The organism is Acinetobacter rudis (assembly GCF_000829675.1).
GTDB lineage: Bacteria > Pseudomonadota > Gammaproteobacteria > Pseudomonadales > Moraxellaceae > Acinetobacter > Acinetobacter rudis.
The window spans coordinates 84,664-101,527 of record NZ_BBRX01000018.1; the positions used below are offsets into that span (position 1 = coordinate 84,664).

Annotated in this window: 14 protein-coding genes; 8 read left to right on the plus strand and 6 right to left on the minus strand. The window is 39.6% G+C overall.

What is annotated here, in order from left to right; genetic code table 11:
- Positions 1-10: 10 nt before the first annotated feature.
- The 6 genes from Aru01_RS03605 to Aru01_RS03630 all read left to right on the plus strand — a co-directional run bounded on the left by Aru01_RS03605 (position 11) and on the right by Aru01_RS03630 (position 6,769).
- Entirely contained in the window at positions 11-1,840 is a 1,830-nt protein-coding gene (locus tag Aru01_RS03605; protein ID WP_016655118.1) for a TonB-dependent receptor domain-containing protein, read from the plus strand.
- A 201-nt stretch (positions 1,841-2,041) separates the two neighbouring features.
- Entirely contained in the window at positions 2,042-2,683 is a 642-nt protein-coding gene (locus Aru01_RS03610; RefSeq protein ID WP_016655119.1) for a phosphoribosylanthranilate isomerase, read from the plus strand.
- Entirely contained in the window at positions 2,667-3,896 is a 1,230-nt protein-coding gene (trpB, locus tag Aru01_RS03615) for a tryptophan synthase subunit beta (protein WP_016655120.1), read from the plus strand. Before Aru01_RS03610 ends, trpB begins: the two co-directional genes overlap by 17 nt.
- A gap of 12 nt (positions 3,897-3,908) precedes the next feature.
- Entirely contained in the window at positions 3,909-4,418 is a 510-nt protein-coding gene (locus Aru01_RS03620) for a DUF1543 domain-containing protein (protein WP_016655121.1), read from the plus strand.
- 229 nt (positions 4,419-4,647) lie between these two features.
- Positions 4,648-6,291 (plus strand): nitrite/sulfite reductase, encoded by a 1,644-nt coding sequence (locus Aru01_RS03625; RefSeq protein ID WP_016655122.1) that lies wholly within the window; start codon positions 4,648-4,650, stop codon positions 6,289-6,291.
- Entirely contained in the window at positions 6,284-6,769 is a 486-nt protein-coding gene (locus Aru01_RS03630; RefSeq protein WP_016655123.1) for a DUF934 domain-containing protein, read from the plus strand. Before Aru01_RS03625 ends, Aru01_RS03630 begins: the two co-directional genes overlap by 8 nt.
- A 67-nt stretch (positions 6,770-6,836) precedes the next feature.
- On the opposite strand, the gene Aru01_RS03635 is transcribed toward Aru01_RS03630, so the two are convergent.
- Both Aru01_RS03635 and Aru01_RS03640 read right to left on the minus strand, forming a co-directional pair.
- The gene (locus Aru01_RS03635) at positions 6,837-8,012 is read right to left on the minus strand and encodes a thiolase family protein (RefSeq protein WP_016655124.1); all 1,176 of its coding nucleotides are present in this window, start codon (positions 8,010-8,012) and stop codon (positions 6,837-6,839) included.
- Between the two features lie 62 nt (positions 8,013-8,074).
- The gene (locus Aru01_RS03640) at positions 8,075-8,632 is read right to left on the minus strand and encodes a GspH/FimT family protein (protein ID WP_016655125.1); all 558 of its coding nucleotides are present in this window, start codon (positions 8,630-8,632) and stop codon (positions 8,075-8,077) included.
- Positions 8,633-9,605: 973 nt separating this feature from the next.
- Between Aru01_RS03640 and omp38 the strand changes: the two genes are divergently transcribed.
- Together omp38 and Aru01_RS03650 are read left to right on the plus strand one after the other, a co-directional pair.
- Positions 9,606-10,661, plus strand: coding sequence for an outer membrane protein Omp38 (gene omp38, locus Aru01_RS03645; RefSeq protein ID WP_016655126.1), 1,056 nt, complete (start codon positions 9,606-9,608; stop codon positions 10,659-10,661).
- A gap of 139 nt (positions 10,662-10,800) precedes the next feature.
- Entirely contained in the window at positions 10,801-11,259 is a 459-nt protein-coding gene (locus Aru01_RS03650; RefSeq protein WP_016655127.1) for an OmpA family protein, read from the plus strand.
- A gap of 57 nt (positions 11,260-11,316) precedes the next feature.
- Here the strand turns inward: Aru01_RS03650 and Aru01_RS03655 are convergent, their stop codons facing one another.
- From Aru01_RS03655 to Aru01_RS03670, 4 genes are all read right to left on the minus strand, one after another.
- Positions 11,317-12,522, minus strand: coding sequence for an RtcB family protein (locus Aru01_RS03655; protein WP_016655128.1), 1,206 nt, complete (start codon positions 12,520-12,522; stop codon positions 11,317-11,319).
- A 325-nt stretch (positions 12,523-12,847) separates the two neighbouring features.
- Positions 12,848-14,323: an amino acid permease gene (locus Aru01_RS03660; RefSeq protein ID WP_016655129.1), complete on the minus strand. Its 1,476-nt coding sequence runs from the start codon at positions 14,321-14,323 to the stop codon at positions 12,848-12,850.
- Entirely contained in the window at positions 14,320-15,360 is a 1,041-nt protein-coding gene (locus Aru01_RS03665) for a methyltransferase (RefSeq protein ID WP_016655130.1), read from the minus strand. Before Aru01_RS03665 ends, Aru01_RS03660 begins: the two co-directional genes overlap by 4 nt.
- A gap of 68 nt (positions 15,361-15,428) precedes the next feature.
- On the minus strand, positions 15,429-16,808 hold the full coding sequence (locus Aru01_RS03670) for a uracil-xanthine permease family protein (RefSeq protein WP_016655131.1): 1,380 nt from the start codon (positions 16,806-16,808) through the stop codon (positions 15,429-15,431).
- Between the last annotated feature and the right edge of the window lie 56 nt (positions 16,809-16,864).

Consider the following 16,864-nt stretch of genomic DNA (forward strand, 5'->3'; position numbering starts at 1 on the left):
AGGAATTATGATGAATTCAATTCGATTTAGCTTCTTTGTAGTGGCTTTTGTTATGACGCCATTATCTGCTGCAATGGCACTTGAACAGTTACCCACGATTACAGTGACTGCAAACCGTACGCCATTTGATGTGGAAAAAACGATGGCTTCAGTTTCTGTTATTGAGCGGGATGAAATTGAAACTAAGCAATATCAATCAGTTCCAGAGTTACTTAGTCGATTACCCGGTATCTCTATCACCAATAGTGGCGGTGTAGGGCAACCAACTGGAGTATCTATACGAGGAACAAATTCTAATGCTGTTTTGGTTCTAATAGATGGTCAACGTTTAGGATCAGCAACTTTAGGTCAAACAGCATTTGAACATCTCCCGATTGATCAAATTGAACGAGTAGAGGTTGTTCGTGGGCCACGTTCAAGCCTTTACGGTGCAGATGCAATTGGTGGTGTTATTCAAATCTTTACTCGCAAAGCCAGTGAAGATGGGGTAAAGCCATTTGTTTCTATCGGTTATGGATCACATGAGAGTTACCAAGCAAATGCAGGCGTACATATTAAACAAGGAAATAGTTGGGGTACATTAAGTGTTGCAGGAAACAAAACTCAAGGGATAGATGCTACATTAGCATCAACTGAAACCGACCGTGACGGCCATGAAGATTATTCTGCTTCATTAAAGGCAGGACATCGTTTTAATGACAAGCTCTCTGTTGATGCAAACGTATTACATGTCAAAGGTAAGACTGAATACGATAATAGCTTTAGTACAGATCCATATAACAGAACTGAGCAAAATGTTTATGGTCTTGGTCTAAACTATAGTGTCTTGGATATGTGGGATGCCCAATTTAAATTAGGTCGTTCAGAAGATCGTTCGCAAACATTTAGCGATAAGAAAAGCACGAGTAAATATAATACAACTAAAGATACATTTTCTTGGTTAAATACTTTGAGAATAACCCCAGATCATCAAGTGCTTGTTGGCTTTGACTATCTTAATGATAAAGTTACTTCTAAAGATGAAATTGATGGAAAGCAAAGAGATAACTATGGTTATTTTGCTCAATATCTGGGTCAGTTTGGTCAGTTTAACTTACAAACTTCATTGCGTTTAGATGATAACGAACAGTTTGGAAATCATACTACAGGTAACGTATCTGTAGGTTATCAATTTAGTGATGCTTTGATGGCTTATGCGAGTTATGGTACAGCTTTTAAAACGCCTACTTTTAATGACCTCTATAGCCCATATGGCGGTGTGATAACACTTGATCCAGAAAGCTCTAAAAACTATGAGCTTGGATTTAAAGGCCAAGTCCAAAAAATTGATTGGTCGTTAACAGGTTTTTATAATGAAATTGAGGATTTAATTGTTTGGCGACCTGATAGTCCTGGTTCATATAACTGGTATGCGAGTCAAGTTGATCAAGCTCGTATACGTGGTGTTGAGTTAAATTTAGGGCAAACCCTTGATCAATTCACATGGAATATGAATTACACCTATCAAGATCCTGAAAATCGTAGTAGTGGTGAAGATCGAGGTAAGCAAATAAACTATCGTGCAAAACAATTATTTAATTTAAGTGCTGATTATCGAATTGATGACTGGAGTTTAGGTGGATCAGTGCATGCAGAAGATCAACGTTATACCAATTCAATGAATACGGGGCGCTTGGCTGGCTTTGCTACCGCTGATGTACGTGTGGGTTATCATGTCAATCCTGAGTTTAGTATCCAAGCTAAATTAGCAAATATGTTCGATGCACAGTATCAAACTAATGAAGGTTATCGTCAGGATGGGCGTACTGCATGGGTAACATTACGTTATGCAATGAAGTGATTAATTAAATAATTACATTATTGAGTGAATAAGGTCTTGAATTTATTCAAGGCCTTATTTTTTAGTCCATGAAAACTTAATAATTCATTAAAATTTTTATACAACAGCTGTAATGTGCTCGCATCTCGAACAATAATTATCTTACAATGAAGCCTCATAGAAATTTAGCTTAAGTTTTATATAGTTCAAATGGATACAACGATGCGTACCCGTGTCAAAATTTGTGGGATTACTCGTGTACAAGACATTCATGCAGCTGTACAAGCAGGTGCAGATGCGATAGGTTTTGTTTTTTTCCCACCCAGTCCGCGTGCGGTGAGCATTGAGCAGGCCAAATTATTAGCTGCGCATATTCCTCCTTATGTCAGTATTGTCGGATTATTTGTCAATGCTGATGCGGATGAAATTGCTCAGGTATTACAGCAAGTTCCAGTTGATGTGTTACAGTTACATGGCAACGAATCCCTTGAGCAATGTCAACAGATTGCAAAGCGTACTGGACGCCGTTGGTATAAGGCTTTGCAGGTTAGACCAGAACTCGATATGGCCGCTGAAATTGCTTCTTATCGTCAAGGTGGAGCGAGTGCGGTCTTACTTGATGCATGGCATCCTGAGCTTAAGGGTGGCACAGGTTTACAGTTTGACTGGGCTAAATTTCCACAGACTGATTTTCCATTGATTTTAGCTGGTGGATTACACGCCGAAAATATACAACAGGCTATTGCGCTGACAAAGCCATATGCTGTTGATGTTAGTGGTGGAGTCGAGTCTGCTAAAGGTATAAAAGATCAACAACTCATTCAACGATTTATGCAAGGAGTCCAAGGTGGATCAGCAAAATAATGTGATTGACTATAGCCAATTTCCCGATGCCAATGGACACTTTGGTATCCATGGTGGGCGTTTCGTGTCAGAAACATTAATGGCAGCATTGCAAGATTTGGAAAAACTCTATTTTCGCATGAAAGATGATGCGAAATTTCAAGCTGAGTTTGACCGTGATTTGGCGTTTTACGTCGGTCGTCCAAGTCCGTTATATCATGCTGAGCGTTGGTCGGAAGTCCTTGGTGGTGCTCAAATCTATCTAAAGCGTGAAGACCTCAATCATACGGGTTCACATAAAGTGAACAACACCATTGGTCAGGCACTCTTGGCAAAACTTTCTGGAAAGAAACGTATTATTGCTGAAACTGGTGCAGGGCAACACGGTGTAGCTACAGCAACAATTGCTGCACGTTTAGGTATGGAATGTGTTGTCTACATGGGCGCTGAAGATGTAAGACGTCAGGCCATGAACGTATATCGTATGCGTTTGTTAGGGGCAACTGTAGTCCCTGTTGAAAGTGGCTCTAAAACGCTCAAAGATGCCATGAACGAAGCGATGCGTGATTGGGTAACAAATGTTGACAATACATACTATGTGATTGGTACTGTTGCAGGCCCACATCCTTATCCGCAATTGGTTCGTGACTTCCAGTCAATAATTGGACGTGAAGCGCGCAAACAGATTTTAGAACAAGCAAATCGTTTACCAGATGCTTTGGTGGCGTGTGTGGGTGGTGGTTCAAACGCAATCGGTTTGTTCTATCCATTCTTAAATGACAGCGACGTAAAAATGTATGGCGTAGAAGCCGCGGGCTTAGGTATTCATACAGGTAAACATTCTGCACCATTAAATGCAGGTCATGTGGGAGTACTCCATGGTAACCGTACCTATTTGATGTCAGATAAGCAGGGTCAAATCATTGAAACTCATAGTATTTCAGCAGGTTTAGACTATCCTGGTGTTGGTCCTGAACATAGTTTCTTAAAAGATATGGATCGTGTGCAGTATATGCCAATCGATGATGCAGAAGCTTTACAAGGTTTCCGTGATTTGACTCAAATTGAAGGGATTATTCCTGCATTAGAAAGCTCACATGCCATGGCTTATGTGAGTAAACTGGCACCTACAATGTCAAAAGATCAAATTATTATTGCGACTGTATCGGGGCGTGGTGATAAAGATCTAATGACCGTTGCACGTGTTGATGGTGTTGAAATGGTGGATATGTAAGGAGCGTTTCACGTGCCAAGTTTGTTTTTAGTGATGTTGGGTGGACGTCATGCGCGTGCTAATACAGAAGTGCATGATGTCGTTGTTGCGACTGGTGAAAGTCTGGAGCAGGTCTATCCACAATTACGACAAGCTTGGTTTGGTGAAGCAAAGGGCCTGCACATTGATGCGTGGGCCCAAATTCAAGGTGTTCAATTCGAAGATAAGAATTACCAACTTCAGTTTAAACCCACACCTGTAGCTCAATCAGCTGAAAAGCTGTATTTAATCAATCTTGGCGGATATGACCCAAGAGAGTTTGGTGAGTTACATCGTTATGTGTTTGTGGTTGCTCAAAATGAAATGGTCGCTAAGGTTAAAGGAAAACAGTATTTTGCAGCACATTGGCAAAAGCAACATACTGATCGTGTGCTTGAAGTAGATGACTGTTTACATATTGGTGAAGTACAAGGGCAGTATGTACATTTGATTGAAGGAGACTTTTCCTCAAATCAGTGGGAAAATTGCTATTTAACGCTTTGAACCGATGATTATTTAAACAAATGCAGCTTAGAATAATTATAGATATATATCTGAGAATAAAGTAAAACTCCTGATTTCTGCATGCAAATGTTCACAAATCATGAATTATCTAGCTATTCAGCTTCTATATTAGAAAAAATTATAATAACTATTTAGAAAACATATTTATCTGATAGATGAATAATCGCTATGCTAGCCGTCTTATTCAGGAACTGACTAGCTATTCGCCATGTACTTATATACTGACTTCGATCAGCAACTTATTAATGAACGAGTTGCGCAATTTCGTGATCAAACACAACGCTATTTAGCAGGTAAATTGACGGAAGATGAATACCGTCCACTGCGTTTGCAAAATGGTTTATATGTGCAACGTTATGCACCGATGTTACGTATTGCTGTACCTTACGGCCTGATGAACTCGAAGCAACTGCGTAAAGTATCCGAGCTTGCCAAAAATTATGACCGTGGTTATGCCCATATTTCAACACGTCAGAACATCCAGTTTAACTGGCCAGCTTTAGAAGATGTTCCTGAAATGTTGGCAGAATTGGCAACAGTACAAATGCATGCCATTCAGACTTCAGGAAACTGTATTCGTAACACCACAACAGACCAATATGCAGGTGTTGTTGCTGGTGAGGTAGCAGATCCTCGTCCAACGTGTGAATTGATCCGTCAGTGGAGTACATTCCATCCCGAGTTTGCTTTTTTACCGCGTAAATTCAAAATTGCAGTTTCTGCTTTATCAGAAGTCGATCGTGCTGCTGTATCTTTTCATGATATTGGTGTGTACATCGTTAAAAATGAAGCTGGCGAGATTGGTTACCAAATCAAAGTTGGCGGTGGCTTAGGCCGTACACCAATTATTGGTGTGGTGATTCGTGAATGGTTGCCAAGAGAAGATTTAATTGCCTATTTAGAAGCGGTACTGCGTGTTTATAACTTGCATGGTCGCCGTGATAATAAATATAAAGCACGTATCAAAATTTTAGTCAAAGCGCTCACACCAGCAGTGTTTGCAGAAAAGGTTGAAGCAGAATTTCAACATACTGTGAAAACACTTAAAATTCAGGCTGATGTTTTAGAGAAAATGGATCAAGAGTTTTTCCCATTTAGCTATCAAAACTATGCAGATGAAGATTTCAGTGAGGTTTTTGCTGAACATCCTAAATTTAAACAATGGCTTAACATTAATACCCATGCACACAAAGTGAAGGGATACCGTGTAGTGACGATCTCACTCAAACGTGCTGGCGTCGCACCAGGCGATATTACTTCAGAAGAAATGAATGTGATCGCTGACTTAGCAGACCAATATACTTTTGGTGAGTTAAGAACAACACATGAGCAAAATATCGCTTTGGTGGATGTTCCACAAAAAGATTTATTTGCATTATGGCAAGTGCTTGAGCAAAACAACTTAGCACGCGCACATATTGGTTTTATTACAGATATTATTTGCTGCCCTGGTGGTGACTTCTGTTCACTTGCAAATGCAAAGTCTATCCCGATTTCTGAGGCAATCAGCCGTCGTTTTGATGATCTAGATACAGTCTACAATCTTGGACATATTGATTTAAATATCTCTGGATGTATGAATGCTTGTGGTCATCACCATGTGGGTAACATTGGGATCTTGGGTGTCGATAAAAAGGGTGCAGAGTTTTACCAGATTACCTTAGGGGGCAATGCCGATCATGATGCCTCTCTTGGAGATATCTTAGGACCGTCTTTTGCTGCTGAAGTCATTCCTGATGTGATTGATGAAATTCTCAATACTTATCTAGACCTACGTTTGGATAATGAAGAGTTTATTGAAACTTATCGCCGTGTTGGCATTCAACCATTCAAGGAGCGTGCATATGCTTAATACTGCATTGGCTGTACTTAAAAAAGATGGCAGCATAGTAGAAAACAGTTTTCAAGTCTTATCCGAAGATGGCCAAATTCCAGCGGGTGATGTTGTGATTACAACAGCGCAGCTTGATTTATTGAATCAAATTCAAGGAAAAAAGGCACTTTATATTACTGTGGATGATTCACCTGAAGCACATGAGTTTCCTTTAAATCAATTGGATACGATTTTTATCGAGTTTGCAGGTTTTAATGATGGCCGAGGCTATTCATTTGCTGCATTACTACGTCGCCAAGGTTTTCAGGGTGAATTACGTGCGGTTGGGGATATCTTTAAAGATGTCCTCAATTACCTCAAACGTTCTGGTTTTGATAGCTTTGTGATTAAAGAAGGCAAAGATATCGAAGAAGCAGCAGAAGGATTAAAAGACTTTACCCATCCTTATCAAGCTTCTACCGCAGTAACTCAGGCCAGTTATCAAACTGGGGCCTAAAAAATTGCTTCCATCATAAAAAAATCCTGCTTAGTGCAGGATTTTTTATTTGCGAAGAAACTTTAAATTATAAAATTTCAATTGCAACAGCTGTTGCTTCACCGCCACCAATACATAAGGTCGCAATGCCTTTTTTACCACCAGTACGTTTAAGCGCATGGATCAAAGACAAGATAATACGTGAACCTGTAGATCCAACTGGATGGCCGAGTGCACATGCACCACCATGAATGTTGACTTTTTCTGGATCGAGTTTGAAGTCATCAATCGGGCACATAGTGACCATGGCAAATGCTTCATTAATTTCCCATAGGTCAACATCTTGGGCATCCCATTGGCTTTGTTTCAGCACTTTTTCAATTGCGCCACCAGGAGCAATAGTAAATTCTGATGGGTGGCGAGAGTTAGAAGCATAAGCCACAATTTTAGCCAGTGGTTTTAGCCCTTTTTTCTCAGCATTTTCACTTGAAGTTAATAGTAATGCAGATGCGCCATCAGAAATCGAGCTGGCATTGGCAGCCGTAATGGTGCCATCTTTAGCAAAAGCAGGGCGCAGTGATGGAATTTTATCGATATTGGCATTAAACGGCTGTTCATCTTTGTCTACAACAACATCGCCTTTACGTGTTGAAATGGTGACAGGAACGATTTCATCATTGAAATAGCCTGCTGTAATCGCAGATTGAGCTCGTTTTAAAGAGCGAATTGCAAACTCATCCATTTGTTCACGAGTATAACCACGTTGGTTAGCCATATCTTGTGCAAATGAACCCATGAGTCGGCCAGTTTCTGCATCTTCCAACCCATCGAAAAACATATGATCTTTCACATCACCATGACCCATGCGATAACCTGCACGTGCTTTAGTGAGTAAATATGGTGCATTGCTCATAGACTCCATGCCGCCTGCAACAACAGTCGTTGCAGAACCTGCTTTAATCATATCAGCAGCTTGCATCACAGCTTTCATGCCTGAACCGCATAGTTTATTGATTGTCACTGCTGCTGTTGCATCAGGTAAGCCAGCTAAACGCATTGCTTGGCGAGCAGGTCCTTGTTTTAAACCTGCAGGCAAGACACAGCCCATAATCACTTCTTCTACTTCTTCAACAGCTAGACCAGAACGAGAAATTGCCGCTTGAATAGTGACTGCACCAAGCTGAGGTGCTGTTTGTGCTGCAAGGCTTCCTTGGAAACCGCCCATGGCTGTACGTGCACCATTTACAATTACGATCTCAGTCATTTTAATTTCTCCATTTGTTTTTAAGTCATTTTTCCATGAAGCAGTATATTAAAAAAGTGAAGTTAATACAGTGTTTTTACTGACTCACAAGCCGTTGTTGGTGTACTCCTGAAGTGACCCATCTGGCTCAGTTGTAAATCTAGGTTTAAATGAGTGTTATAGAAGTTACAGTATCGAAAACGACCATTAGAGCCTCTAGGCAAACCCGTATCAGACTGAAAAACGATTTGATCTGGATGGCTGGCGTTACCGTACCATGTCAGTGATCCATACTTAATTTCTGGATTTAAGTGTGAAATAATTATCTCGTTATTATTACGTTGGCGATCTTTATTTAGATCTATATAAACGATTAAGCCAATGGCCCATTGCTGCTTTTTACAGTTAAGCATATCGCTTGATGAGCAGATCACCACATCTTGATTGGAAATTAGGGCTTGATTGCGAGCAGCATGAATTTGTTGCTGAAAAGCACTAAATAAGTTCCTGTATTCCAGTTGCGCACTGAGTTGAGTGAGGGATGGGGATGCGACTAAGTAAATCAAGGCAAGGATAGCTAAACAGATCAGCAGTTCGAGTAGGCTGATGCCTGATATTATTTTTCTTAACGAATTTTTCATTATATTTTAGACGCAAATCATTATATGGGAGTTAAATTTTTCGTATATATCATAAATTAATTTAATTAAGTTTGAATTTTTCTATAGAAGATATTCATCTTTCTGTGTAATTAAATATAAATTGAATGTAGATTAAACTTTACATGTGCTGGGGCTAAGCCGATCGTATCTTGGTTAAGTGGTGGGCAGGGATGTCAGATTAGTAATGTTGTCTAAATTATTAAACATAGATATTCTAGAGTAGTGTTATGTATTGATCATTATGCATACAGTGATATTTAGTGTTTAACATGATTTTAAGTAAAAAAAGTTTAATTAAATAGCATACAATTTTATAGAATTAAGCTTCTTAATAATTATTGAAAAACAATAAGTTGATATATGATATGCTGAATGATAATTTTGGTTTTCACAGTAACACATAACTTTAATATAGAATGCTTTGCAATTTTTTGTTTTATTAAACAGTCGAATATGCTTTTAATTATTTATACAAGTGTTAAAGTGTAATCAAGATGAAATTATATACAGATTCTATAGTTTATCAGCGATTTTTAAGATGACTACGGATTGGGCATAAACCCGCTGTATATCTTGAATTATAAGGTGAACACTAAAATGAGTAGCTTTTGTTTTTAAAAGAAAGAATGATCGATTAGGTTAAAATTTTTTTTACTATCGCTGACGAATACTGTTAATATAGCGCGGTGGGAAAATGAGCATAAGCTATTCATATCGCCAGTCATGTGAAAAATTACGGAATTACAACGGAAATTGTAAGTAATTTTGTCAATAATTTGCATGATTAAGCTTATCAGGCACTTGGAATATCCTCTAAGTGTTTGTATGATTCAATGTGAGTAGCTTAAAAATAATACTGGGGCGTCATCATAGCGTATGGAATGCCCATCTCAGGTAGCTAAAATATTTTAGGCTGAGCTTGAACAACAATTGTTATCTCTGGAGGAAATCCATGAAACTGAGTCGTATCGCACTTGCTATGCTAGTTGCTGCGCCATTAGCTGCGGCTAATGCTGGTGTAACTGTAACCCCTTTACTTTTAGGTTACACATTTCAAGATACTAAACACAACAACAGTCGTGACCATTTAACTAACAATGGCGAAATGCAAGACGATTTATTCGTTGGTGCTGCAATTGGTGTTGAATTGACTCCATGGTTAGGTTTTGAAGCAGAATATAACCAAGTTAAAGGTGATGTTGAAACTCGTCAGGGTACAAACAATGCTGAGTACAAACAACAACAAATCAACGGTAACTTCTACGTTACTTCTGATTTGATCACTAAAGACTATGACAGCAAAATTAAGCCATATGTATTGTTAGGTGCTGGTCACTACAAATATGACTTTAAAGGTGCTACTGCTAACGAAATCGGTCGTTACAACCGTGGTATGAAAGAAGAAGGTACTTTAGGTAATGCTGGTATTGGTGCTTTCTGGCGTCTAAACGATGTATTGTCTCTACGTACTGAAGCTCGTGCTACATATAACATCGATGAAGATTTCTGGAACTACACAGCACTTGCTGGTCTTAACGTAGTTCTTGGCGGTCACTTGAAGCCTGCTGCTCCAGTTGTAGTTGTTGCACCAGTTGCACCAGTTGCTCCTGTAGTTGAAGAGCCTAAAGAAGTAATCGAAGATCTTAACATGGAACTTCGTGTGTTCTTTGACACGAACAAGTCAAACATCAAAGATCAATACAAGCCAGAAATTGCTAAAGTTGCTGAGAAACTTAACGAGTATCCAAACGCAACTGCACGCATCGAAGGTCACACAGATAACACTGGTCCTCGTAAGCTAAACGAACGTTTATCTTTGGCTCGTGCTAACTCTGTTAAATCTGCTCTTGTAAGCGAATACAACATCGATTCTTCACGTTTGTCTGCTCAAGGCTTCGCGTGGGATCAACCAATCGCTGACAACAACACTAAAGAAGGCCGTGCTATGAACCGTCGTGTATTCGCGACAATCACTGGTAGCCGTACTGTTCTTGCTCAACCACGTTAATTCGTAGTTGTGTTTTAAGACAGTAAGTCTTTGAAAGAAAGCGACTCTGATGAGTCGCTTTTTTTTATCCATTTTTTATAAAGCACTAAAGTTGTGATACAGTCTAAGCGGGGAATTTCTAATCAAAAAAAGAGATATTATGAAAAAACTAATTTTGCTTGTAAGTTCAGCAGTGATTTTTACAGCGTGTACGCAGCAACCTGTAAAAACCGTAGCAACTGGCCCTGTGGTAAAAACTTTGCCGTATTTAAAAGAATTACAACAGGGAATCGCGATTTACTTTAAAAACAACTCAACACAAATTACAGATCAAGATTTGGTCTACGTAGGTGCAGCAGCTGAAATATTATTATCCAATCCACGTGCTGTTTTATACGTTACAGGTCATACCGACTCAACTGGTAATGCAGCAGTGAATAAGCGTGTTTCTATGCAGCGAGCAAATACTGTAAAGACGCGTTTGATCACGCAGTATAATGTGAGTCCTAATCAAGTTATCGCGGAAGGGGCAGCCTCTGCACAACCGATTGCAGATAACTCTACAGCAGAAGGGCGTGCTAAAAACCGTCGTGTGACTCTGGCGCTTAAATTGAATTGATATTAAAAAAAGCGCATGGTGTAGCGTTTTGATTCACCATGCGCTTTTCTGAACTTATTAACCTTTAATACACAGTACTTGTCTAAGTGTATGTACAACTTCGATTAAATCTTGTTGATTGGCCATAACTTCGTGTATGTCCTTATATGCACCCGGAATTTCATCAACAACACCTTTGTCTTTACGACATTCAATGCCTTGAGTTTGTTGAATCAGGTCTTGCTGGCTAAAACTAATTTTAGCCTTTGAACGACTCATTTTTCGACCAGCGCCATGTGAGCATGAACAAAATGACTCAGGATTGCCTTTACCTTTTACGATAAAAGACGCTGCACCCATTGAACCTGGAATAATGCCATATTCATCTTTACCAGCACGAATTGCCCCTTTACGAGTGACATAAACCTCTTCATCGAAATGCAGTTCTTTTTGTACGTAATTATGGTGACAGTTGATCGCTTCTTTGGTCATTTGAAAACTAGGGAGGAGTGGTCGAATTGCTTCTAAGATAAGCCGCATCATCTCACGACGATTTTCATAAGCGTATTCTTGCGCCCATTCAACCGCTTCAAAGTAGTCATCAAATAAACTTGAGCCTTCAGCAAAATAAGACAAATCTCGATCTGGCACGTGGCCAAAACGATGTTGTGCTTCTTTTTTGGCGCGCTCAATAAAATAAGTCCCTATAGCATTACCTAATCCACGACTACCAGAATGCAGCATGACCCAGACATCTTGATTTTCATCAAGGCATAGCTCAATAAAGTGGTTTCCTCCACCTAATGTACCCAGTTGCTTTTGCCATGTTGAGTTAAAATGGCGCAGCATACGTGTTAAACCTGGGTGTTTACGTGTAATACGTTCTAGGCGTTTTTCCATCGGTGTTAAAGTTGAAGCTTTGGCTCGAACTTGTTTATGCATTTCAAAGCCTACAGGGACTTTGCGTTCAATTGCATTACGTAATGCACTTAGATTATCAGGTAGTTGCTCTGCCTTAAGACTTAAACGTAGGGCATTCATACCACAGCCAATATCAACGCCTACAGCCGCTGGTATGATTGCTTGTTTGGTTGGAATTACACTTCCGACTGTTGCGCCTTTACCTACATGAACATCTGGCATCACTGCAATATGCGAGTGAATAAACTCAAGTTGTGCCATTTTTCTAAGTTGCGTTAAGCTTTGTTCATCCACATCCGTGGTGAAAATTTTTACAGGTACACCATACACAGCTTTGGCGTTCAAAATCATTTTAATGCCCATTTTTTTTCTCTAAGCAAATTTATCGAATCAATGTCTTGCTGTGTACAAATTTAGGCGTAAAAAAACCTAGCGAATGCTAGGTGATGATTTCTAGATTCGAACACAGCAATGAAGCTTGTGTCCGTGAGTTGACGTCTGCTTCATTTAATTTAAATTGTTTTCCTGTAAATGCATGACGTTCTCCTTTTATATCTGGTTAAACTTTGCAGGTTATAGCAAAGTGATGGCTGCGAATCCTATAGTTCAAGATTAATTTTGTCAAGTCTTCTGTAAAATAATTGTAAATGTTTCATAAAAAATGGCTCACAAGGAGCCATTTAAGTCATTATTGATTTTTCTCAACATCGATGGGTTGTACATCCATATCTTGATAAGAAATGAGTTTGGTTTTGTGTTTCCATTTATAACCAAGCCAAATGGTTAAAAACAGTGGAATACTGATATAGGTTGAAAGTAATCCGACCCAGTCAATTTTCCCACCAGTAAGTGCTTGATAGTTTTGCCCTAAGATAATAATCGAACACAAAATGAAGGCAAACCACGGCGCGAATGGGAAGAATTTAGCAGTATAAGCCAGATCTTCAACCTTGTAGCCTTGAGCAACATAACCTTTACGGAAACGATAATGCGAGATTGCAATACCTAACCAAACAATGAATCCGCACATTCCTGACATATTGAGTAACCAAGCAAAGACTTGCTGTTCACCAATGAAGGTTGTTAAGAAGCAAAGCGCAGCAACAGCAGTTGTTGCATAAAGTGCATGCATTGGCACACCGCGATGATCGAGCTTTGAGAACCATTTAGGTGCGCGACCTTGTTTGGCCATGTCAAATAGCATACGCGTTGACGAATACATGCCTGAGTTACCTGCTGATAAAATCGCAGTTAAAATTACGGCATTCATTAGACCCGCAGCAAAAGCAAGACCTGCTTTTTCATAAAGAAGGGTAAATGGAGAGAGCGCTACGTTACCCACTGTACCTTCTGCAGCCAAGGTAAGATTTGGCTCGTTATAGGCAATTAGAGTACCAATAATAAAAATACATACGATATAAAACAGCAAGATACGCCAGAAAATCTGTTTAATGGCTAAAGGAATAGTTTTCTTTGGATTTTTTGATTCACCCGCAGCAACCCCCACCATTTCAGTTCCTTGAAACGAGAACCCAGCAATCATGGCCACACCAATCATTGCTTGTAAACCACCGACAAAGGGTGCATCACCAACGGTCCAGTTTTTGAGTACTGATTGTGTTGGATCTAACATGATTTTACCAATCATGTAGAGGCCAATAATGATAAAGAACACAATCGCAATGACTTTAACCAATGAAAAGATAAATTCACTTTCACCAAAGCCTTTGACTGTCAGCGCATTGATGGTGAAGATGATGGTTAAAAATATAGCACTCCAATAAAAACCTGGAATATCGGGGTACCAAAACTTCATGATGAACTGTACTGCAACAAGTTCAAATGCAACTGTAATTGCCCAGTTATACCAATAATTCCATCCTAAGGCGAAACCAAAGCCTTCTTCGACATATTTATTTCCATAGGTAAAAAATGCCCCAGAAGTTGGGTTATGTGTGGCAAGTTCACCTAAACTTGTCATCAAGAAATAAATCATTAATCCGATCAAGGCATAAGCCAATAGGGCACCACCTGGACCTGCTTGTTCAATGGTGCTTCCTGAAGCAAGAAATAATCCTGTTCCGATCGAGCCACCAATGGCAATCATATTTAAATGCCGCGCGCCAAGCTTGCGCTGCAGTGTTGGATGATCAGTTGCGCTCATTGTGGCTCCTTAACCGTATATTGAGAGGTACAGGCATAGATGACTTTAAATCCATTTTGATCAGCTTTGATCTGTGCTTGTCCAAACTGTTGTTCAATGATGCTGGCATAATTTAAAAACCTGTTGGCCACAATCCACAGTTCACCTCGTGTTTTAAGGTGAGATTTTGCGGTTTGGCATAGGTTTTCACTCGCCGCATAGTTGGTATGAATACCTTGATGAAAAGGTGGGTTACTAATCACAGCATCGAGTTGAGTCGGTGCATCTTCAATGCCAGTAACAGCGTGGAGATGCAAACGTGAACGATCGAGGTGATTGCGTTCAAAACTAAGCTCAGTAGATTTGAGTGCAAAGGCATCGACATCGAGGGCATGAATAATATTTTTGTCATTTATTTTTGCTAAATAACAAGACAATACACCAGCTCCACAACCAAAGTCGGCGAGTGTACCTGATTTTACCTGTTTTAGATAAGGTAAAAGTACTGCCGTACCAACATCTAAATGATCTTGACTAAATACGCCGGGCAGGGCACAGATCTCAAGACTAAACTCATCCGTCTCGATGGTATAGTTTTTGACCCAGTCCTCAAGTGGCTTTGCATCAATATTATGTTCGAGTGCGGCTTGCCACATTTGACAGTGTCTTGCACTGTCAAGTTTGAAGGTTTTACCATAATTTTTAAGTTGCTTGGCTGCGCGCTCAACACCACCTTTTTTCTCACCAACCAGAAAAATTTGTTGGTCAATAGCAAAATGGCTAATGACCTGATGCAGTACATATTCCAAGAGTACTTTTGATTTAGGGACAAAAATAACGGCTTGGTCAAAAGGTTGAGCAGGGAGCTCAACAGCAAAATGCGAGTTATGTTGCATTTTGCTGTGGTACTGATGATCTGCGTAATTCCAAGTCCAGACTGTCGCGTCAATATTGGCATCGAGCTGATCAATGAGTTGATCAGCAGGTGCATTTATAAATAGAACACGCCCAGTGAGAGCATGTTGTTGTCGAATGACAACTTCACTTCTAGGGTCCATATCTTTCACTTTTTAATGTCGTAGCGCTGTATATCGCTCAAAATCATTGTGTAGTTTTTAATATCCATTTAATTTTTAGTAGCAGGCAAAACAAAATTTAGAATCAGTGCTGCTATACCGCCAGTTGCAACGCCTGAACTAAAGATATTACGCACTAATTCTGGTAAGTGTTCTAGAATTTGTGGTACTTGTGCTACGCCTAAACCGAGCGCCAAAGAAATAGCAATAATTAATAATGCACGACGATCTAAATGAATTGAAGATAGGATATTAATACCTGAGGCAGCTACTGCACCAAACATCACCATCACAGCACCCCCTAATACAGCTTGAGGAACGGCTTGAATGACTCCAGCAACAACAGGAAATAGTCCCAGAATAATTAACAGGATTGCAATCCAAATTCCGACAAAACGGCTTGCAACACCAGTAAGTTGAATTACACCATTATTTTGAGCAAAGACTGAGCTTGGAAAGGTATTAAAAATACCTGCTAAAAAGGAATTGGCGCCATTCACCAATACACCACCTTTAATACGTTGCATCCAAGTTGGGCCATCAATTGGCTGGTTGGATATTTTTGAGGTAGCAGTAATATCACCAATAGCTTCTAAAGAGGTTACAAGATAAATAAAAGCCATTGGAATAAATAAGCCCCAATCAAAACTCAGTCCAAAGTGCATTGGTGTTGGGATTTGTACTACAGGTAATTTTGCTAAATTCGAAAAATCTAAATAACCCATGATTCCTGCGAGGGCATAACCTAAGATTAATGCAATTAATATTGCTGAACTTTTAATCCATACGACAGGAATCCGGTTCAAAATAATAATTAATCCAAGCACACTACATGACATGATCAAGTTATCAACACTGGCAAAAGTATTATTTTGCATTGCTTGATAACCGCCACCCATGCTGACAAGGCCTTCTTTAATAAGAGTTAAGCCAATAAGCAGTACCACAATACCTGTTACTAGAGGGGTAATAAAACGTTTTACCCATGGCAGAATACGGGAAACACCCATTTCAATAAATGAGCCTGCAATGACTACTCCAAATATAGCAGCCATAACTTGATTGACTGGCGTACCTGAAGCAACCATCAAACTACCAATACCAATAATTGGGCCAATAAAGTTAAAGCTTGTGCCTTGCACGATTAATAAGCCTGCACCAAGTGGCCCTACTTTTTTACATTGTAAGAATGTGGCAATCCCAGAAATAATTAAAGACATCGATAAAATCATATTGGTGTCTTGTTGGGACACACCTAAGGAAACACAAATTAATAGGCCAGGTGTGACAATAGGTACAATGATCGCTAACAAGTGTTGTAATGCAGCAAAAAAAGCAATCCACGCTTTGGGCTGATCATTTAAACCATAGATTAAATCTGAAGACGGCTCAGAGCTTTGCTCTGATGAAGAAGGTGCGGGCTTGGACATGGAACTCTGGTGTGTCAGGTGACAAGGATGCGCTATTCTAATCGACAGCAGCGATA